Raw genomic sequence first — 18242 nt, 5'->3', positions numbered from 1 at the left:
TCGCCAGACTCCTGCCTCAATGCCTGGCCAGCCCCTGCACGGCGGCCAGCGTCTTGGAGACGTGATCCTTGTAGTCCATGTCGGTGAAGGCCAGCTTGATCCTGCCATCCGTGCCGATCACATAGGAAGTCCGTTTGGTCACCGACGCCGAGATGCCGAGGATGGAAAGCGCAACGTCATATTTCTTGATGATACCGGCATCGGCAATCGCCACGGGGAACTTGTCGCGGCATTCCATCGTCGAAAACTTTTCCAGCGTGGGCAGATCATCGGCCGACATACCGATCACCATCGCGCCCGCCTTGGCAAAATCATCACTCGCCTCGGCAAAGGCATGGGCCTCCAGCGTACACCCCTTGGTGAAAGCCTTGGGATAGAAATAGACCACGACCGGCCCCTTCTTCAGCGCCTGTTTCAGGTCGAACGTGAAGGGTTTGCCGGCCTTGGCCCCTTGCGTGACAAAGGCGGGCGCGGCGGCTCCCACCGCCAGTTCGGCCTGCGCCGGGGTGGACAACAGGGCGCCAGCGGCAACAGCGGCCAGCGCAGGGGCGAAGAGGTGACGGGGGTTCATCATGGATGCGCAGAATGTGCCTGTTGCCCCCTTCTGTCCAGAGACCTGAACGAACGGACACGTTGGGCGAAACGCAGCCGCTCTCTTGCCAGCGGGGCGATAATCGGCAAATCCTGCCTCCCATGAAAAACCCCGCCCTGCTCGCGCTCTCGCTCGTCCCTGCCCTGCTGCCTGCCGCGGCCTTTGCGGGCGCGCCCTATGTCGCCATGGGCAGCTCCTATGCCGCAGGCCCCAACATCGGCCAGAGCGCCGACACGCCCGCCAACCGCTGCGCCCGTTCGGCCAGCAATGCCGCACATATTTTCGCGCAAAAGGCCGGGCTGGAATTGAAGGATGTTTCATGCAGCGGGGCGACCACCGCGCATATTCTGGGGCCGTGGAATGAATTGCCCGCGCAGGTCGATGCGCTGGATGCCGATACCCGGCTGGTGACGGTGACGATCGGCGGCAATGATCTGGGCTATATGACCGCCATCGGCAAATTGCGCTGCCCCTCGCTGAGCGAAGCGGAGCGCGCGCGCTATTTCGGCGGCGGCTGCACGCCCTTCGCCCCGCTGACGCAGGAGGCCAAGGCGAAACTGGCCGCCGATATGGACCGGATGATCGCCACCATCCACCAGCGCTCGCCCAAGGCCCGCGTGCTGATCGTGCAATATTTCTCGCTGATGCCCGCCAAGGGCAATTGCCCCGCCACCGGCCTGTCGGATGAAGCGGTCGAACAGATTCGCCCGATTCCCGCCACGCTCAGCGCCATCACCGAGGCCGCCGTACGCCCCTATCGCGCCTTTGCCCGCACAGTGCCGCTTGATCGCGCCTCGGCGGATCACGGCATTTGCGGCGCGGCGCCGTGGTCGAACGGCGCCAGCCCCGATCTGGCCAAGAAGGACGGGGTCAATTATCACCCCAATCAGGCCGGGATGGCCGCCGACGCTGCGCTGATCGAGGCGGCGTGGAAGGCGCGTTAGGGCGCGCCAGATGAGCCTGCATTTCGCCGCCGTTTCCGATATTCACGGCAACCTGCCCGCGCTTGAGGCCGTGATGGCCGACATTGCCGCGCGCGGGATCACGCAGATCGTCAATCTGGGCGATTCCCTCTCCGGCCCGCTCTGGCCGCGCGAAACGGCGCAAAGGCTGATGGCGCTGAACTGGCCCACGCTGGCGGGCAATCATGAGCGGCAATTGCTGACCATCGACCCGGCCGAGATGGGCCCGACCGATGCCGCCGCCCATGCCGCCATTGATGATGACATCCGCGCATGGATGGCCGCCCTGCCCGGAACTATGGAATGGCCCGACCCCAACTCGTCAGGCAACGTCCTGTTGTGCCACGCCACGCCCGACAGCGACGACACCTACTGGCTCCACCGCCGCCGCAAGGGCAGTCGCGGGCGGATGCGCGAATCGACGCATGAGGAGATCCTGCCCCACGCCAGCCATCATGCGCTGACGCTTTGCGGCCATACGCATATGCCGCGGGTGGTGGCGCTGCCCGATGGACGCCAGATCGCCAATGCGGGCAGCGTCGGCCTGCCCGCCTATGAGGATGATGTGCCATCATGGCATGTGGTCGAAACCGGCACGCCCGACGCCCGCTATCTGAGCGCCGAATTTGTCGATGGGCGCTGGCATGTCACGCTGCACGCGGTGGCCTATGACCATGAAAGCGCGGCGCGGCGGGCCGAGGCGATGGGCCGCGCCGGATGGGCGCAGGCCCTGCGGACCGGCAAGATGGGCTGATGGCGGCCGGGCTTACTGCTCGACCACCATATCCTCGCCATCGCCGCGCTGGAACACGCGCCCGCCCAAGGCATCAAACCCGCGCCGGATCGCGTCGAGCAATTCGCTGCGCTTGGCCGCGACCTGTTCCTGACGGCCCACACGCTGCGGCTCGGTCTCGGGCTTGAAGGCCTCCCAGATGACTTCCGCCTTGGGATCATCGCCCGGCGTGCCGCCGAACACGCGCTGACCGGTGGCGCGGCTGATCTTCATCATGCGGATGCCCGGCGGCGCGACAAAGGGCGTGTGGTCCCAGCGCGTCTTGGTCAATTGCACGAATTGCTTGAAGATCGGCGCGGCATAGGTCCCCCCTTGCGCATAGCCGCCCAGCGATTTGGGCTGGTCATAGCCGATATAGACGCCGCCAACGATCTTGGGCGATCCGCCCACAAACCACACATTGGTCGGCCCGGTGGTCGTGCCCGTCTTGCCAAACAGCGGCAGACCCAGATCGCGCAGCGTCACCGCCGTGCCGCGCTGGACCACGCCTTCGAGCATATGGACAGTCTGATAGGCGGTGCGCGCATCCATCACCTGATGCCCGCGCGGGGCAAAACGCGGCATCGGCTTGCCATCCCAATCGGGCATGTTGCAGCCATTGCAGGCCCGCTCATCCGCGCGCCAGACGACCTTGCCGTTGCGATCCTGAATGAAGTCCACAAAGGTCTGGTCATGCTGCACCCCGTTCGAGGCCAGCGCCGAATAGGCATTGACCATCTGGGCCACAGTGGTTTCGCCCGCGCCCAGCGCAAAGCCGAAATAGGGCGGATATTTGCCGATGCCCATATTGGCAAAGGTCTTGACCACCTTGTCCATGCCCACATCATTGGCGATGTGAACCGTCATCAGGTTGCGCGACTGTTCCAGGCCCCAGCGCATCGTATGGATGCCGCCCATGCCCCGGCTGTCAAAGTTGCGGAAGCATTTTTCGCCCAGATTGGCGCCCTGATAGACACAGAAGGGTTGGTCCGCGACCATGCTGGCGGGTGTCATGCCATTGTCGAGGCCAGTGGCATAGACGAAGGGCTTGATGGTCGAACCGGGCTGGCGCTGGGCCTGCGTGGCGCGGTTGAAGGCGTCGAGCCCATCATCAAACCCGCCCGCCACGGCCAGCACGCGGCCCGTGCCGGGCTGCTCCACCATCATGCCGCCGCCGACGCCGGGCAGCAGGCGCAGGCCATAGACCCCGCCGCCAACCGGCGCAGCGGTCACGACATCGCCCACCCGCACCGGATCGAGCAGGCCCGTCAGCGCCGCCGTGCTGCCGTCGGTAAAGCCGATCTGGCCATTCCCGCCCCGGCGCAGGACTACGCCGACACGCCAGTCCTTGTACGCAATCGTCTTGTTCAATCCGATCAACTGGCTCTGCCAATGTTCGGGGTCGAGGTCGATATGGGCGATCGGCCCATGCCATCCCTTGCCCGCCGAATAACGCAGCAGGCCCCCACGCAGGGATTCCTGCGCCGCCTTCTGAAGCTCGGAATCGAGCGAAGTGCGCACCCACAGCCCGCCCGCGTAGACGCTGTTGGGGCCGTCCTCGGCATTCTCGCCATATTTGGCGATCAACTGGCGGCGCACTTCCTCGACGAAATAGCCGACCGAAGGATCATAGGTTTCCACCCGGCGCTGGATCAGGCCGAGCGGCTGCGCCTTGGCATTGGCGGCGGCACCGGCATCGACCGCGCCGTTCTTGACCATCTGGTCCAGAACCCAGTTGCGGCGCGCGATGGCCTTGTCGGCGAATTTGGCGCGGCCATAGACTTCGGGCGCCTTGGGCAGGATGGCGAGGAAAGCGGCCTCATGCAGCTCCAGCTTGTCCACATCCTTGCCGAAATAGGCGCGCGCGGCGGCCTGCACGCCAAAGCTCTGGCGGCCCAGCGGGATTTCGTTGAGATAAAGTTCAAGGATCTGCTGCTTGTTCAGCACGCCCTCGATGCGGAAGGCGACGATCATTTCCTTGAGCTTGCGGCTGACCGAATATTCATCGCCGATCAGGATGTTCTTGGCCACCTGCTGCGTGATGGTCGAGCCGCCGCGCGCGCGCTCACCGCTGCCATATTTCAGCGCGTAATCGACCACCGCCTGCCCCAGACCGATGAAATCGACCCCGCCGTGATGGAAGAAGTTCTTGTCCTCGGCCGAGAGGAACGCATTCACCAATTGCTTGGGGAAATCGACATAGCGCAATTGGACGCGCCGCTCGCGGGCATAGGAATAGACGATGCCGCCGTCATTGCCGCGCACCATCGTGGGCAGCGGCGGCTGATAGGTCAGCAAAGTATCCGCCGAGGGCAGCGTGCGCAGAACCGTCACATAGAGCAGCACCCAGAAAGCCAGGCCCAGCCCCAGCACCAGCGCGCCGATGCGAAACAGCCGCCCGCTTTGCCAGCGCGCGCGCAGCCATGCGCCAAAGCGCCCCGTTATCGGCCCCAGAAAAGCCAATGGCCGCGCCAGCATCCGGCGCCATGCGCCACCCGCCTGACGGCGGATACGCAGGTGGGAGTTTTCATTCTGATCGGGCGAATTGTTCGGATCAGAACCGGGCTGGGAAGGATCGCTGGGCGCCATAGACTTGCGCCCCTAGCATGGGCGGGCAGGGTTTTGCCAGCGGTTAAGGTGTTGCAAGCGCTCCGGGGGCTTCGCGCTGGATCGCTGTTTCGCCCGGCGTTGGCGTTTCACTCTGTGTTGGCGTTTCACGCTGGCGGGCAAAGTAAACGCGGATCGCCTGCGCGGTGGCATGGGCGAAATCGCGCCGCCCGGCGGGCGAGGAAAGGCGCGCCGCATCCTCGGCATTGGAGATATAGCCCGCCTCATACAGCACCGAGGGCACATCGGGCGATTTGAGCACAACAAAGGCCGCCGATTGCAGCGCGCGTTCGCGGAAATCGATTCGCGCGCCGCTCTCGCCCCCCTGCCCCTCGCGCAGGATCAGCCGGGCAAGGTTGGTCGACATTTCCGCCGCATGGCGCTGCGAAAGATCGACCAGAATGGCCGAAACCGAACTGCTGGTACTGGCCAGCGACACGCCGTTGACCGTATCGGCGCGATTTTCCGCTGCGGCCAGATGTTCGGCCTCCTGACTGCTGCCCCGGTCGGACAAAGTGTAAACGGTCGCGCCATGGGCGCCGGGCGTATCGGCGCTGTCGGCGTGGATCGAGATAAACAGGTCCGCCTTCATCCGCCGCGCAATGTCCGAACGCTCCTCCAGCAACAGATAGCGATCATCCATCCGGGTCATGGCCACGCGTATGCCGCCCACCTCCAGCAAACGCTGGCGCAGCGCCAGAGCCAGCGAGAGGGTCAACTCCTTTTCCGCCTGATGCTCGCCATGCGCGCCCGGATCATGCCCGCCATGCCCGGCGTCAATCACCACCAAAGGGCTATGAGGATCGCTGGGCCCGGCGATTTCGGGCAAGGCCGCCAATGCGCCCGCCGGAGGCAGATCAAAACGCACCACATAATCGCGGGTAAAACCCGGCGCACCCATCCAGCCGTCCATCAGGAGCATCGCGACCAGCAGAAGCAGCGGCGCGAACAGCGCAAAGATCAGCAGGCCCAGCCCCAGCCCGCGCCGGGGCGCCTCATCCGGCCCCGGCCCGTGATCCGGCAAGGAAAGATCCATGAGTGCGGCAACAGGATCGGACGGGGCTTGGGGCATTGCGTGGGGCTATGGGGTCCATCGGGGCGAAAGCGTAATCTTTGGTAAGCGCTGCCCCTTATGGGCGCAATGGGGTTAACGACGCGTTGGTGTTAATCGCATGGGGGCCGCCAAAAAAAGGGTAGAATCACGCATCGCATGGAACTTGCCCGGAAAGACAAGGGGTGCTAGCAGGGAAAGACCGGGGGCAGTCTATTCCCCGCGCCCCTGCCTTTTTCAGGGCCCGCCCGCACAAACCAGACAGGTACGCAGGCGTGTCCACCCCAAGGCATCGCCGCCCGCCATTATGGCCGGGCCAAGCAAAAGGGAAGCGCGATAAAACCTGCCCTTGGCCCCGGTCGTGTTTTCTGGCCGGACGTACAGGTTGATGCAGGTATGATGAGTTGTGTTCCGTCCCAGAATCCGCAGCCGCAAGGCGGCTTTGCGGCGTGGGCGGAAGACTTGTCGATGGCCGATCGCTTCACGACAATTTGGTCGCATTCCAGAAAACAACCCGAGATTTCCTATCCGGAAGCAATGGGTTGCGTTTCGATGAAGCATCATGCCATCGCCGCGCGCAGCATTTCGCGGCGCCTCCCCTGCCTTGCAGACACGAAAAACGCCGGCGGCCCTGATGGCGCCTCCGGCCTTTCCACTCATGCCCGGCGCGCGATGAACGCGCCAGGTCTGTCGATCCTCGCGCAGACGGCCATGGCCCCAACAAAGCCATATGCCACGCCGTGCGAACACCACAACAATTGCCGCGCCCAATTGCCGGGCCTTTCGCCGCTGGGCACAGCCCGGACCGCGCGCGGCTGGAGAAATCATAATGTCAACGCGCATGCTGATCGATGCGCGCCACTCGGAAGAAACCCGGGTGGCGGTGCTCAAGGGCAACCGTATTGAAGAATTCGACTTTGATTCTGCCGATCACAAGCAGATCAAGGGTAATATCTATCTGGCCAAGGTGACGCGCGTCGAGCCGTCGCTTCAGGCCGCTTTTGTCGATTTCGGGGGCAACCGCCACGGCTTCCTCGCCTTTTCCGAAATCCACCCCGATTATTACCAGATCCCCAAGGAAGACCGCGAGGCATTGCTGGCCGAAGAGGCCGCCCATGCCGAGGAAGAAGCCGCCCTGCGCGCGGTGGCCGAGGGTGAGGAAGATTTCGTCGGCGACGACGATCTGGGCGAAGGTCTGGCCGACGATTTCGCGGGCGGCAGCGTCGAGGACGCCGGTTCGCTGATCGAGGTGGACACGTCGGAAAAGGGCAGCGTGGCCACGATCGAGGCCGGTCATATCGAAGACGGCTTCGACGGCGATCATGAAGCCGAAGAAGCATCGGAAAGCGAAGAAGGCGGCGAGCGTCGCGGCCGTCGCGGGCGCCGTCAGGGCGGGCGCAATGCCACCCACGCCAAGGAAGCCGAAGAACTGCGCGCCAAGCGTATGGCTCTGCGCCGCCGCTACAAGATTCAGGACGTGATCCATCGTCGTCAGGTGCTGCTGGTTCAGGTCGTGAAGGAAGAGCGCGGCAACAAGGGTGCGGCTCTCACCACCTATCTCAGCCTGGCGGGCCGCTATTGCGTGCTGATGCCCAATTCCAGCCATGGCGGCGGGATTTCGCGCAAGATCAGCAGCTTTGCCGACCGCAAGCGGTTGAAGACCATCATCGCCGAAATGGACCTGCCCAAGAGCATGGGCTGCATCGTGCGCACGGCGGGCCTTCAGCGCACCAAGACCGAAATCAAGCGCGACTTCGACTATCTGGCCCGCCTGTGGGACGATATCCGCGAGAACACGCTGAAATCCGCCGCGCCCGCGCTGATCCATTCGGACAGCGACCTTATCAAGCGCGCGATCCGCGACATCTATAACCGCGATATCGAGGAAGTGATCGTCGAGGGCGACGATGGCTATCGCGCGGCGCGTGATTTCATGAAGCTGCTGATGCCCAGCCATGCGCGCCGGGTGAAGCATTATGCCGATCCGGTTCCCCTGTTCCAGCGCTTTGGCGCCGAGGATCAGTTGACCGCGATGTATGATCCGGTGGTTCAGTTGAAGTCGGGCGGCTATATCGTCATCAACCCGACCGAAGCACTGGTCTCGATCGACATCAACTCGGGCCGTTCCACCAAGGAGCATGGCATCGAGCAGACCGCCGTTGCCACCAACCTTGAGGCCGCGCGCGAGATCGCCCGCCAGTTGCGCCTGCGCGACATGGCCGGTCTGGTCGTCATCGACTTCATCGACATGGAATATGGCTCGAACGTCCGCAAGGTCGAGAAGGCCATGAAGGAGGCGTTGAAGAACGACCGCGCGCGCATCCAGGTGGGCCGCATTTCGTCCTTCGGCCTGATGGAAATGAGCCGCCAGCGCCTGCGCACGGGCGTGCTGGAGGCCACCACCCGTTCGTGCCCGCATTGCGACGGCACGGGTCTGGTGCGTACCGCCGGGTCTGCGGGCCTGTCGGCGCTGCGCCTGATCGAGGAAGAGGCGGCCAAGGGCAAGGGTACGATCATCACCCTGTTCGCCAGCCAGGAAGCCTCGATCTACCTGCTCAATGCCAAGCGCATTGACCTGGGCGAGATCGAGCATCGCTATGGCGTCTCGGTCGAAGTGATCCCCGAAGGCGAGAATGAAGGCGCCAAGATGCGCGTCGTCTCGTCGGGTCCGCGCAACGAATTCGTGCCCAAGTTCGAGCCGCTGGTGCTGGAGGAAGACCTCGAGGACCTGCCCGAGGAGGACTTTGAGGACGAGATCGAGGAAGAGGCCGAGGAAGCCGAAGCCGAAAACGGCGGCGAAAGCGCCGATGGTCGCCGTAAGCGCCGCAAGCGTCGCCGTGGCCGTGGCCGCGACCGCCGCGAGGATGGCACCGCCGAGGAGGGCGTGAACGAAGGCGCCGAGCCGGTTGAGGGCGAGGAAGGCGACGAGGCCGAGGAAGCCGAGGGCGACACCGAGGCGCAATCCGAAAGCGCCGAAGCGGGCGAGGAAGGTCCGCGCAAGCGCCGCCGTCGCAAGCGCCGCCGCAGCCGCAACCGTGGCGAAGGCGAAGAAGGCACCAGTGAGGAACAGGCCGAAGCGGGCGAAGACGAAGCCGATGCCGCTCCGGCGGTCGAAGCTGTCGCCGAGCCGGTAATCGAAGCGGTTGCCGCCCCGGTCGAGGCCGCTCCGGTGGAAGCTGCTCCGGCTGAGCCTGTGGCCGAGGAAGTCCCGGCCAAGCCCAAGCGCGTCCGCCGCAAGAAGGTCGATGCCGCGCCGGTCGAAGCCGTTGTGGAGGCCGCTCCGGCTGAAGCTGCTCCGGCCGAACCTGTGGCTGAGGAAGCCCCGGCCAAGCCCAAGCGCGTTCGCCGCAAGAAGGCCGATGCCGCGCCGGTGGAGGCCGTAGTGGAGGTCGCTCCGGCCGAACCGGTCGCCGAGGAAGCCCCGGCCAAGCCCAAGCGCGTTCGCCGCAAGAAGGCCGATGCCGCGCCGGTGGAAGCCCCGGTCGAAGCCGCCCCGGCTGAGGTTGCCGTTGAGGCAGCCCCGGTCGAGACACCGACCGAAGCCACCCCTGCGGCCGAGGACGACGCTTCCGCCTCGCCCCGTCGCGGCTGGTGGCAGCGTACCTTTGGCGAATAAGCCTCTGAAAGGGTGACGGCCTTCGGGCCTTTGCCAGAGTATCAAGCCGGGGGGCCCAGCGCTCCCCGGCTTTTTACATAGGCCTGCGACAGCGGCCGATCGGGCACAAAACCTGCGACTTTCGCCGCAGTGCAAAAATCTCTGCTTGCTCCTGCCCGACAAGACACTAGACAGGCGGGCAAGCAGGCGGCTATGCGCGCCCTACGGAGCGGGGGCTGTACGCCCCTAACAGAATCGTGTTCAGAGATGGAAGCAGCGGAAAATGGCCCAGTTCTCCCTCCCCGCCAATAGCAAGATCAGCAAGAATGGCATCGTCCATAAGGCAGAGGGCGCGACCAAGGTGAAGAAATTCACCGTGTATCGCTATGATCCCGACAGCGGCGAAAACCCTCGCTATGACACGTTCGAGATCGATCTCGACGCTTGCGGTCCGATGGTTCTGGACGCGCTGCTCAAGATCAAGAACGAGATGGACTCGACGCTGACCTTCCGCCGTTCGTGCCGTGAAGGCATCTGCGGTTCCTGTGCGATGAACATCAATGGCCGCAACGGCCTTGCCTGCACCACCGCGATCGAAGACCTTTCGGGCAATGTGCGCATCACGCCGTTGCCGCATATGGAAGTGATCAAGGACCTCGTTCCTGACTTTACGCATTTCTATGCGCAATATGCCTCGATCCGCCCCTGGCTGCAGACCGTTTCGACCACGCCTTCGGGCAAGGAGCGTCTGCAGAGCCCCGAACAGCGCGAAAAGCTCGACGGTCTGTATGAGTGCATCCTGTGCGCCTGCTGCTCGACCTCGTGCCCGAGCTACTGGTGGAACAGCGACAAGTTCCTCGGCCCGGCGATCCTGCTTCAGGCCTATCGCTGGCTGGCCGACAGCCGCGACGAATTCACCGGTGAGCGTCTGGACGAGCTGGAAGATCCGTTCCGTCTGTATCGCTGCCACACGATCATGAACTGCGCCAATGTGTGCCCCAAGGGCCTCTCGCCCGCCCGCGCCATTGCCGAAATCAAGAAGATGCAGGCCGAGCGCCACGTCTGAGGCCGGCGCCCAGAACGCAAAAAGCACCGCCCGGGTCCCGCCCGGCGGTGCTTTTTTGCATCCGATTTCCGCGCAAACTCTTGATGCCCCCCGTATGAATAGGTTAGCGACACGTAAATGATCGCAATCTGCGCTTGATCCTCGGGAAAATACGATGCTCCGCACCACCCTTGCCAGCCTTATCGCTTTTGCCGCCATCGTCGGCGGCGCGCAGCAAGCCTCTGCGCAGGCGCGGCGTCAGATCTTTGTCCAGAACGCCTGTCCGCGCCCGCTGCGCGTCCTGCTGGATTATACCGATCACAAGGGGCTGCACGATCAGGGCTGGTATTATTTCAACCCGCGCGAAAGCTCGTATCTGCGCGCGCCCACCGGCGAGAAGCTGACCCAGATTGAAGATATCCCGCTTTACGCCTATGCGGAAACGACCGACGCGGGCCGCAAACTGCACTGGCAGGGCAACGGCCCGGAAATGAAGCGTGACGGCGGTATCTATCGCTCGATGCCCTTGACCACGCGGGTCGATGGCGATGGCGATATTCTGGCCCGCATCACCTGCGATTGAGAGTTCAAAGACGCTACGATGGCCAATCCTGCGACTGTGATCGAACGCTATCGGGCGCTGATCCATACCCATGAATTACGCGTCGATCGGGAACAGGCGGCCGCCGCAGAACGGTTGAACAGGCTGCAACAGGAACTGGAGGCGGCGCCTGCGGGCGGCGGTTTCTTCGGTCGCCTGCTGGGGCGCAAACCGGTGCGCGCGCGCGGCGTCTATATGTGGGGCGGGGTCGGGCGCGGCAAGTCCATGCTGATGGACCTGTTTCACGACACGCTGAACATTACAGAAAAGCGGCGCGTGCATTTCCATGCCTTTATGCAGGAAGTCCACGCCATCATGCGCGATGTGCGTCAGGGCGAAACGGGCGACCCGATCCCCCAGGTCGCCGCGCGCATTGCCGAGGGGCTGCGCGTGCTGGCCTTTGACGAGATGGTCGTCAACAATTCGGCCGATGCGATGATTATGAGCCGGTTGTTCACGGCTCTCATCCACGATCACAATCTGACGCTGGTCACCACCAGCAATCGTGCGCCGTCTGAACTGTATAAGAACGGGCTCAACCGCGAGCATTTCCTGCCCTTCATCGCACTGATCGAGAACGAACTGGATGTGCTGACGCTCAATGGCCCGGTCGATTACCGGCTCGAACGTCTGGCCGGTATCCGCAGTTGGCATTGTCCGCTGGGCCTGCCCGCGACCGAGCGGGTGCGCGAAGTGTTCTTCCGTCTGACCGACTTTCCGCCCGAGGATGCGCGCCATGTGCCCTCGGCAGATCTGGATGTGGGCGGCGGGCGCATCCTGCATGTGCCCAAAAGCCTGAAGGGCGTGGCGGTGTTCAGCTTTAAAAAGCTGTGCGGCGATGCGCGCGGGGCGGCTGATTATCTGGCGGTGGCGCGGGCCTATCACACGGTGATTCTGGTGGGCATTCCGCGGCTCGGCAAGGATACGCGCAACGAGGCGGCGCGTTTCGTCACGCTGATCGACGCGCTTTATGAGCATAAGGTCAAATTGTTCGTGACGGCGGACGCGCCGCTCGACCGGCTTTATGATGCGGGCGACAAGGACACCGACACCGGCAGCTTTGAATTCGACCGTACGATCAGCCGCCTGACCGAAATGCAGAGCCAGGATTACATGGCCAAGGGGCATGGCGAAGAATAAAGGCGGGAAGAATAAAGGGGCGCCCGGTAAAAGCGCCCCCTTTGATCCTTATGCCACCGCCGAATGGTTGCGCGATTGCGCCCCGGCCAGACGCGACATCAGCTTGAGATCGCTTTCCGACAGGCCCAGCGCGGCCTCGGCCCACAGGTCGACGATATCGTTCAATTCCTGCAGTTCGAGCGGAGCCGCGCGCCGGATCGCCTTTTGCGCCGCCACCAGCCCGCCATGGCGGCGCTGATTCTTGGCGATGAAATCCTGCACATAGGCCACGCCCTCGCCCCTTTCGGCCAGATGCGTGACGACGCCCAGATCATACATTTCCTGCGCGGTGTAGGTACGGTTGGACAGAATGATGCGCTGCGCCGCCGCGGTGCCCAGCTTGCGCGACAGGATCGCATGGGCGCCCATGCCGGGAAACAGGCCGAACATCACCTCGGGCAGGCCAAAACTCGCGCCCTTTTCCGCCACCAGATAATCGAAGGACAGCACAGCCTCGAAACCGCCGCCCAGCGCCTGCCCCTGAACCAGCCCGATCGTGACAATCGGCAGATCCAGCGCGCGCCGGTTGCGGTCCAGAATGGCCACACAGCGATGGCCATAGGCGGCCAGCCCTTCGCGGTCCTGCGCCCGGATCAGGCTCTGAAACAGCTCGAGATCGCCGCCAAAGCCGAACACGCCCGGCGTCCGGCTGCCCAGCACCAGATAGCGCAAGGGGATCTTGTCAGGCCCGAAATTGGCCGCAATCAGATCCTGCCAGTTTTCGAAATCGCGCAGCAACGCCGGGGTAAAGCTGGGCCGCCCGTTGGGGCGCATAAAGGTCCAGATCGTCCCGGCCGCATCGTCATACAGGACGTCGAGTTGTTCAAGATCGGTCAGCGCTTCGGGAACGGCAAGCCGGTTTCTGGCCGCCTGGGCAGCATCTTCTTGCGGAAAGAAGATGCCATGATTGCCCCCCTTGTCCCCATAGGGAGGCAAATTTCCCATTTCACCGGTCATCCGGTCCATCTCGTCACGACCCTTTCCGATCACGAAAAATGCCGCGCGATTGCGTCATTTCCGCTCTCTAGTACCGGGTAAAGTTTAGGCACGCTAAACCACGGATTGCAAAGACTTTTTGCATCGCAATGTATCAAAATGGGACAATTTTCCCGGATTGATCCCTGTGCCGATTGCAAAGCGTATCAGGCAATTCCCAGATGGACAAGCGACCTGTCGAGCATCAGCAACTGCCACAAGAGGCGCGAATGGTCAGAAACCCCGGAAATATGCGCTTCCGCGATTTCATTGAGGTTAATGGGATTTAACCAACCTGTTCGCCCCAGCGCTCCTCCGCCGTCTTTGGCCTGCGCAGCGATTTTTCGCGCTTCGCCCGCCAAAGGCCCGCGCAGCCATTGCGCGATGGGGGTGACGAATCCCTGTTTGGGCCGAAACAGGATGTCATCGGGCAGATAGCGTCGCATCGAATCCTTGAGCAGCCATTTGCCCTGCCCGCCCTTGACGCGCATCGCTTCGGGCAACCCGGCGGCAAATTCAATCAGCCGGTGATCCAGCAGCGGCTCGCGTGCCTCAAGGCTGACCGCCATGCTGGCCCGGTCCACCTTGGTCAGGATGTCACCCGGCAACCAGAATTTGAGATCGGCATATTGCGCCCGGTCCAGCCCCGATCGCGCAGGTGCGCGGGCCATACAGTCCAGAAAGGCCTGCTCCGCGCGGTAATCGCCCCGCAACCGCCGGTATTCCTCGGTATAGAGCCGGTCGCGCAGGGCTGGCCCCGTCACGCTGATCGCGTCCGTATAGGCCTCCTCGCTGGACCGCGCGAGGTTGAGCAGCGTGGTTTTCGCCCGCAGGGGACGCGGCGCCCAGTCCGCCTTGGGGTAAATCCCCCCCAGTGTGCCGAACAGGCCCCGGCGCAGTCCATCGGGGAGCATCCCCCTCACCCGGTCCTCACCATGCTGAAACACATGGCGACGGTACCCGGCAAAGGCCTCATCCGCCCCGTCGCCCGAGAGCGCGACCGTCACCGTCTCGCGCGCCAACTGACACACACGCCATGTCGGCAGGGCGCTGGCATCGGCAAAGGGTTCGTCGAACATCGCGGTCAGATGATCGACCGCCTCGAAGTCATTGGGCGAAACGATGCGACTTTGATGGTCGGTGCCGAATTGCTCGGCGATCCGCCGCGCATAATCGCTTTCGTCCAGCGCCTTGACGTCGAACCCGATCGAGCAGGTCTTGACCGGCGAATGGCTGGCCTCGGCCATCAGGGCGACCACCGAGGAGGAATCGACCCCGCCCGACAGAAACGCGCCCAGCGGCACATCGGCCACCATCCGGCTGGTCACGGCATCGCGCATCAGATGGATCAGTTCGGCCGACAGATCCGCCGCGCTGCCCTTGCGCCGCTCGGCAAAGCTGACATCCCACCATTGACGCGGGGCCGGTTTGGGGGTGCCATGCTTCAGGATCATCAGATGGCCTGCGGGCAATTTCTCCACGCCGCGCAGCATCGAGCGATGATCCGGCACATAGCCCCAGGCCAGATAATCCTCGACCGCCAACGGGTCGATCTCGCGCCGCAGCGCGGGATGCGCCATCAGCGCTTTCAACTCCGACCCGAAAATCAAACTGCCATCCGACAGTTCGGCCAGAAACAGCGGCTTGACCCCCAATCGGTCGCGCACCAGCAGCAGCGAGCGCTGATCGAGGTCATAGATGGCAAAGGCAAACATGCCCGACAGACGCGACACGCAATCGGCGCCCCAGCGCTGATAGGCGGCAAGGATCACCTCGCTGTCGCCATCGGTATGAAACACTGCGCCCTGCGCCGCCAGTTCGGCGCGCAATTCGCGGTAATTGTAGATCTCACCGTTGAAGAGCAGCATCGCGCGGCCATCGGTGCTGGCCATCGGCTGGGGGCTGCCCTCGATGTCGATGATCGAGAGGCGGCGATGCCCCATGCCGATCCCCGGCGCGGTCCACACGCCAAAGCCATCCGGCCCGCGATGGGCAATGGCATCGCACATCCGCTCAACCCGCGCCGGATCGACCGGCTTGGGGGTCTCAAGGTGAAAGATTCCAGCAAAACCACACATATGAGAACCCCTTACAAACCCTTGGCCGCCGCGTCCATCCAGCCGCCGATCGGCCCGACGCTGGCCCGGAACGCAGCCAGCGAATCGGCGGCGCGATACGCCCCGCCCTCCTCGGCCGAGAGGATCAGCAGCATCGTCGCGCGGCGGCGCAGCAGCAGCCGGTCCATGATATTGGCCAGTTTCAGCCGCGCATTGCTGCCCGTCACCAGATCGCCGGTCTTGTAGCTGGTCTGGGCCAGCCTCTCGGTCGGGCCACCGGCCAGCAGGCGGTCGCTGTGGGCACCCGGCACATCCGGCCCCGGCGCCTGCCATGACCATCCGGTTTCGGGGCGCAGCGCCCCTTCGCCAAAGCCGCCCGCCTTCTTGCCCGGCCTCTGCGAGGCATAAAGCGCGAAGAACACGTCCACCTCATGACCCTGCGCATCGGCATAGCGGCCCAGCAGGCGATGATCGGCCCCGCCCGCGCGCGGCTCCCACGCATGGCGCGGAGCATAATCGACCCGGTGCCAGCCCGCCACCTCGGGCAGGGCAATACGCGCGGGCATAGGCGCGGCCAAACGATCCGCCGCCATCACCCAGCCCTGCGCCGCCAGCACCATCACCGCCAGCGCGCCAAAGCACGCCCCCACCGACATCCCCCGCCCCGCAGGCAAACGCAGCGCCATCACCGCGCCCACGTCCAGCATCGGCGCCCCCGCCGCCCGGTCGAAAAACCGCCAGCCCAGCGCGATCACCCCGGCAATCACGGCCGCAAAGAAAAACCAGCCATAAATGATATGATCGACCCCGCCCGCCACGGCCGCGCCGTAATATTGCGCGACATAGACCGTGCCCCACGCCCGCACGCCATTGGCCAGAATAGGCGCGGCCACGCACAGCGCAATGAACGCCGCCCTTCGCCGCCACGAGATGAAGCACACATGCGCCGCCAGCGCGCCAAAGGCGATCATGGCGATCAGGAACTTCACCCCCGAACAGGCCTCGGCCACCTCGAACAGGCCCGCAGGCGTGGCGATGAACACGCCGTCGATCCGCGCCGGAATGCCGCTGATGTGGACAAGCGCGATGGTGATCTTGGCGGTAATCGTCTGGAGCAGCGGAATGGCCTCATCGCCAAACGGCACCAGAAAGCCCATATAGGCCAGCGGAAACAGCAGCCCCAGCGCCGCCCTCGGCCCAAGCACCAAAGGCACCGCCGCCATCAGCATCGCCACCGCCGCGATCTGCGTGATCTGCGCCACACTGGCCAACGCGCCCAGCGCCCAGAGCAGCAGCGCCCCCCCCATCAGCCCCAGCCCGCCCCGCCACAGGCCCACCGGCAAGGCAAACAGATCAGGCAGCCTTTGCGCCACCAGCCAGCCCAGAATGGCCGGCACCATCAGAATGTGATTATAGGTGGAGGAATTCCACCATTGATGCCCCATCGCGGCCCAATCGCGCCAGAACAGCGCGATCAGCCCGACCCAGACCAGCGCCAGCCTTGCCAACGCGCCGCGCCATGCCTGATCCACCGCCCATGACGGGCGGGCACGTTCAGAAAGGCCAAGGCTCACGCCGCATCGCGCCACTTGCGCACCGGGGCCGAAAGCATATCGGCCAGCGGCGCCAGCGTGCTTTGCCAACTGGCCCGTTCGACCACAAGGCGGCGCGCGTCGATGCCCATCGCCTTGCCCACATGCGGCCTGTCGGCCAGACCGTTGACCAGTCCCACCAGCCCTTCGTCGCTGTCGGCCACGGCAAAATGGTGCCCCGCCACCGCGTTAATGCCATTGGCCGCCGCAGAGGTCAGCACCACCGGCAATTCCATCGCCATGGCCTCAAGCACCTTGTTCTGAACCCCGCGCGCGATGTCGAGCGGCACAAGCGCTATATCCGCCGCCTTGAGCCAGGGGCGAATGTCATCCACCCGGCCCCAGACATAGACGCCCGCCAGATTGTCCAGCGCCTTGACCGCATCGGTCGGATTGCGGCCCACGATGTGGAAACTGGCGTCCGGGTGGCGACGGCGCACCTGCGGCAGGATCTGGCGCGCCACGCGGATCACGGCGGCGACATTGGGCTGATAATCCATCTGGCCGGTAAAGATCAGGCGCGGGCCCGGCACAGCGGCCATCTGGCATTCCGGTCCGACGCCCAAAGGATCGAAATATTCCGAATCGATGCCATTGCCCAACACCTCGATCCGCACCTGACGCGCCAGCGCGCCCAACCTCTGTGCAAACAGGTCCGCCTCGGCCCGGCTGATCAGCAGATTGTAATCGGCGCGCAGGGCAAGGCGCGCCTCCTCGGCGGCCAGCAGTCGCCCCTCGCGGCCATGGACCCAGCCCATCGGCCCGCGCGACTTTGCCGCATAGGCGTCGAATTTGGCCGAATCGACATCGACAAAATCCATGATGACGCGGCCCGCGAAATCATCGGGCACATATTGGCCCATCTGGCTCGAAAAGACATAGATCGTGCCGATCCGCCCGCTGGCCAGCATGTCGCGGACATAGCGCGCCATACTATCGTCGCGAAACGCGGTCAGGCTGATCGGCTTGCCCTGCTTCAACGCCTGAAATCCGGCCAGCACCAGAGGCTTTGACCGGCGCACCAGCCGATAGGAATGGGACAGCGAGGCCAGTTCCACCTCTTCGGCCAGATCGGCATGATCGTCGGCAAAACAGCCCACATGCACCGGCGCCATCCGCGCCAGACGGCGCAGGATATGATGCGAGCGGATCTTGTCGCCCCGGTTGGGCGGGAAAGGAATCCGATGCGAAAGAAACAGGATTTCCGTGCTCAT

Annotated in this window: 14 protein-coding genes; 7 read left to right on the top strand and 7 right to left on the bottom strand. The window is 64.1% G+C overall.

What is annotated here, in order from left to right:
• Nucleotides 1–16: 16 nt before the first annotated feature.
• Entirely contained in the window at nucleotides 17–571 is a 555-nt protein-coding gene (locus BGP00_RS00765) for a peroxiredoxin (protein WP_292692889.1), read from the bottom strand.
• Between the two features lie 122 nt (nucleotides 572–693).
• On the opposite strand from BGP00_RS00765, the gene BGP00_RS00760 reads away from it, so the two are divergent.
• Together BGP00_RS00760 and BGP00_RS00755 are read left to right on the top strand one after the other, a co-directional pair.
• Nucleotides 694–1536, top strand: a complete 843-nt coding sequence (locus tag BGP00_RS00760; protein ID WP_292692730.1) for an SGNH/GDSL hydrolase family protein — start codon at nucleotides 694–696, stop codon at nucleotides 1534–1536.
• A 10-nt stretch (nucleotides 1537–1546) separates the two neighbouring features.
• Complete coding sequence (locus BGP00_RS00755; protein WP_292692727.1) at nucleotides 1547–2308, top strand: metallophosphoesterase family protein; 762 nt, start codon at nucleotides 1547–1549, stop codon at nucleotides 2306–2308.
• Between the two features lie 12 nt (nucleotides 2309–2320).
• Here the strand turns inward: BGP00_RS00755 and BGP00_RS00750 are convergent, their stop codons facing one another.
• Both BGP00_RS00750 and BGP00_RS00745 read right to left on the bottom strand, forming a co-directional pair.
• Nucleotides 2321–4804 (bottom strand): transglycosylase domain-containing protein, encoded by a 2484-nt coding sequence (locus BGP00_RS00750; RefSeq protein WP_168602865.1) that lies wholly within the window; start codon nucleotides 4802–4804, stop codon nucleotides 2321–2323.
• Nucleotides 4805–4958: 154 nt separating this feature from the next.
• Nucleotides 4959–5969, bottom strand: coding sequence for an N-acetylmuramoyl-L-alanine amidase (locus BGP00_RS00745; protein ID WP_292692724.1), 1011 nt, complete (start codon nucleotides 5967–5969; stop codon nucleotides 4959–4961).
• A 483-nt stretch (nucleotides 5970–6452) separates the two neighbouring features.
• On the opposite strand from BGP00_RS00745, the gene BGP00_RS00740 reads away from it, so the two are divergent.
• The 5 genes from BGP00_RS00740 to zapE all read left to right on the top strand — a co-directional run bounded on the left by BGP00_RS00740 (nucleotide 6453) and on the right by zapE (nucleotide 12365).
• Nucleotides 6453–6890, top strand: coding sequence for a hypothetical protein (locus tag BGP00_RS00740; RefSeq protein WP_292692721.1), 438 nt, complete (start codon nucleotides 6453–6455; stop codon nucleotides 6888–6890).
• The gene (locus BGP00_RS00735; RefSeq protein ID WP_292692719.1) at nucleotides 6814–9600 is read left to right on the top strand and encodes a ribonuclease E/G; all 2787 of its coding nucleotides are present in this window, start codon (nucleotides 6814–6816) and stop codon (nucleotides 9598–9600) included. The genes BGP00_RS00740 and BGP00_RS00735 overlap by 77 nt, the downstream gene beginning before the upstream one ends.
• Before the next feature lie 262 nt (nucleotides 9601–9862).
• Complete coding sequence (locus BGP00_RS00730; protein ID WP_168602374.1) at nucleotides 9863–10645, top strand: succinate dehydrogenase iron-sulfur subunit; 783 nt, start codon at nucleotides 9863–9865, stop codon at nucleotides 10643–10645.
• Between the two features lie 154 nt (nucleotides 10646–10799).
• Entirely contained in the window at nucleotides 10800–11207 is a 408-nt protein-coding gene (locus tag BGP00_RS00725; RefSeq protein WP_168602373.1) for a hypothetical protein, read from the top strand.
• Nucleotides 11208–11225: 18 nt separating this feature from the next.
• Entirely contained in the window at nucleotides 11226–12365 is a 1140-nt protein-coding gene (gene zapE / locus BGP00_RS00720) for a cell division protein ZapE (protein WP_168602372.1), read from the top strand.
• A gap of 48 nt (nucleotides 12366–12413) precedes the next feature.
• Here the strand turns inward: zapE and BGP00_RS00715 are convergent, their stop codons facing one another.
• The 4 genes from BGP00_RS00715 to BGP00_RS00700 all read right to left on the bottom strand — a co-directional run bounded on the left by BGP00_RS00715 (nucleotide 12414) and on the right by BGP00_RS00700 (nucleotide 18242).
• Entirely contained in the window at nucleotides 12414–13349 is a 936-nt protein-coding gene (locus BGP00_RS00715; RefSeq protein WP_292692716.1) for a crotonase/enoyl-CoA hydratase family protein, read from the bottom strand.
• A gap of 197 nt (nucleotides 13350–13546) precedes the next feature.
• Complete coding sequence (locus tag BGP00_RS00710; RefSeq protein ID WP_292692714.1) at nucleotides 13547–15457, bottom strand: XrtA/PEP-CTERM system amidotransferase; 1911 nt, start codon at nucleotides 15455–15457, stop codon at nucleotides 13547–13549.
• Between the two features lie 11 nt (nucleotides 15458–15468).
• Nucleotides 15469–17010 carry an exosortase A gene (xrtA, locus tag BGP00_RS00705; protein ID WP_292692711.1) on the bottom strand — a complete coding sequence of 514 codons (1542 nt, stop codon included), beginning with the start codon at nucleotides 17008–17010 and terminating at the stop codon, nucleotides 15469–15471.
• Nucleotides 17007–18242: a TIGR03087 family PEP-CTERM/XrtA system glycosyltransferase gene (locus BGP00_RS00700; protein ID WP_292692709.1), complete on the bottom strand. Its 1236-nt coding sequence runs from the start codon at nucleotides 18240–18242 to the stop codon at nucleotides 17007–17009. The genes xrtA and BGP00_RS00700 overlap by 4 nt, the downstream gene beginning before the upstream one ends.

The organism is Novosphingobium sp. 63-713 (assembly GCF_001898925.1).
GTDB lineage: Bacteria > Pseudomonadota > Alphaproteobacteria > Sphingomonadales > Sphingomonadaceae > Novosphingobium.
Note: the sequence above shows the minus strand (reverse complement) of the source record. Positions and strands in the feature narration are given on the sequence as shown.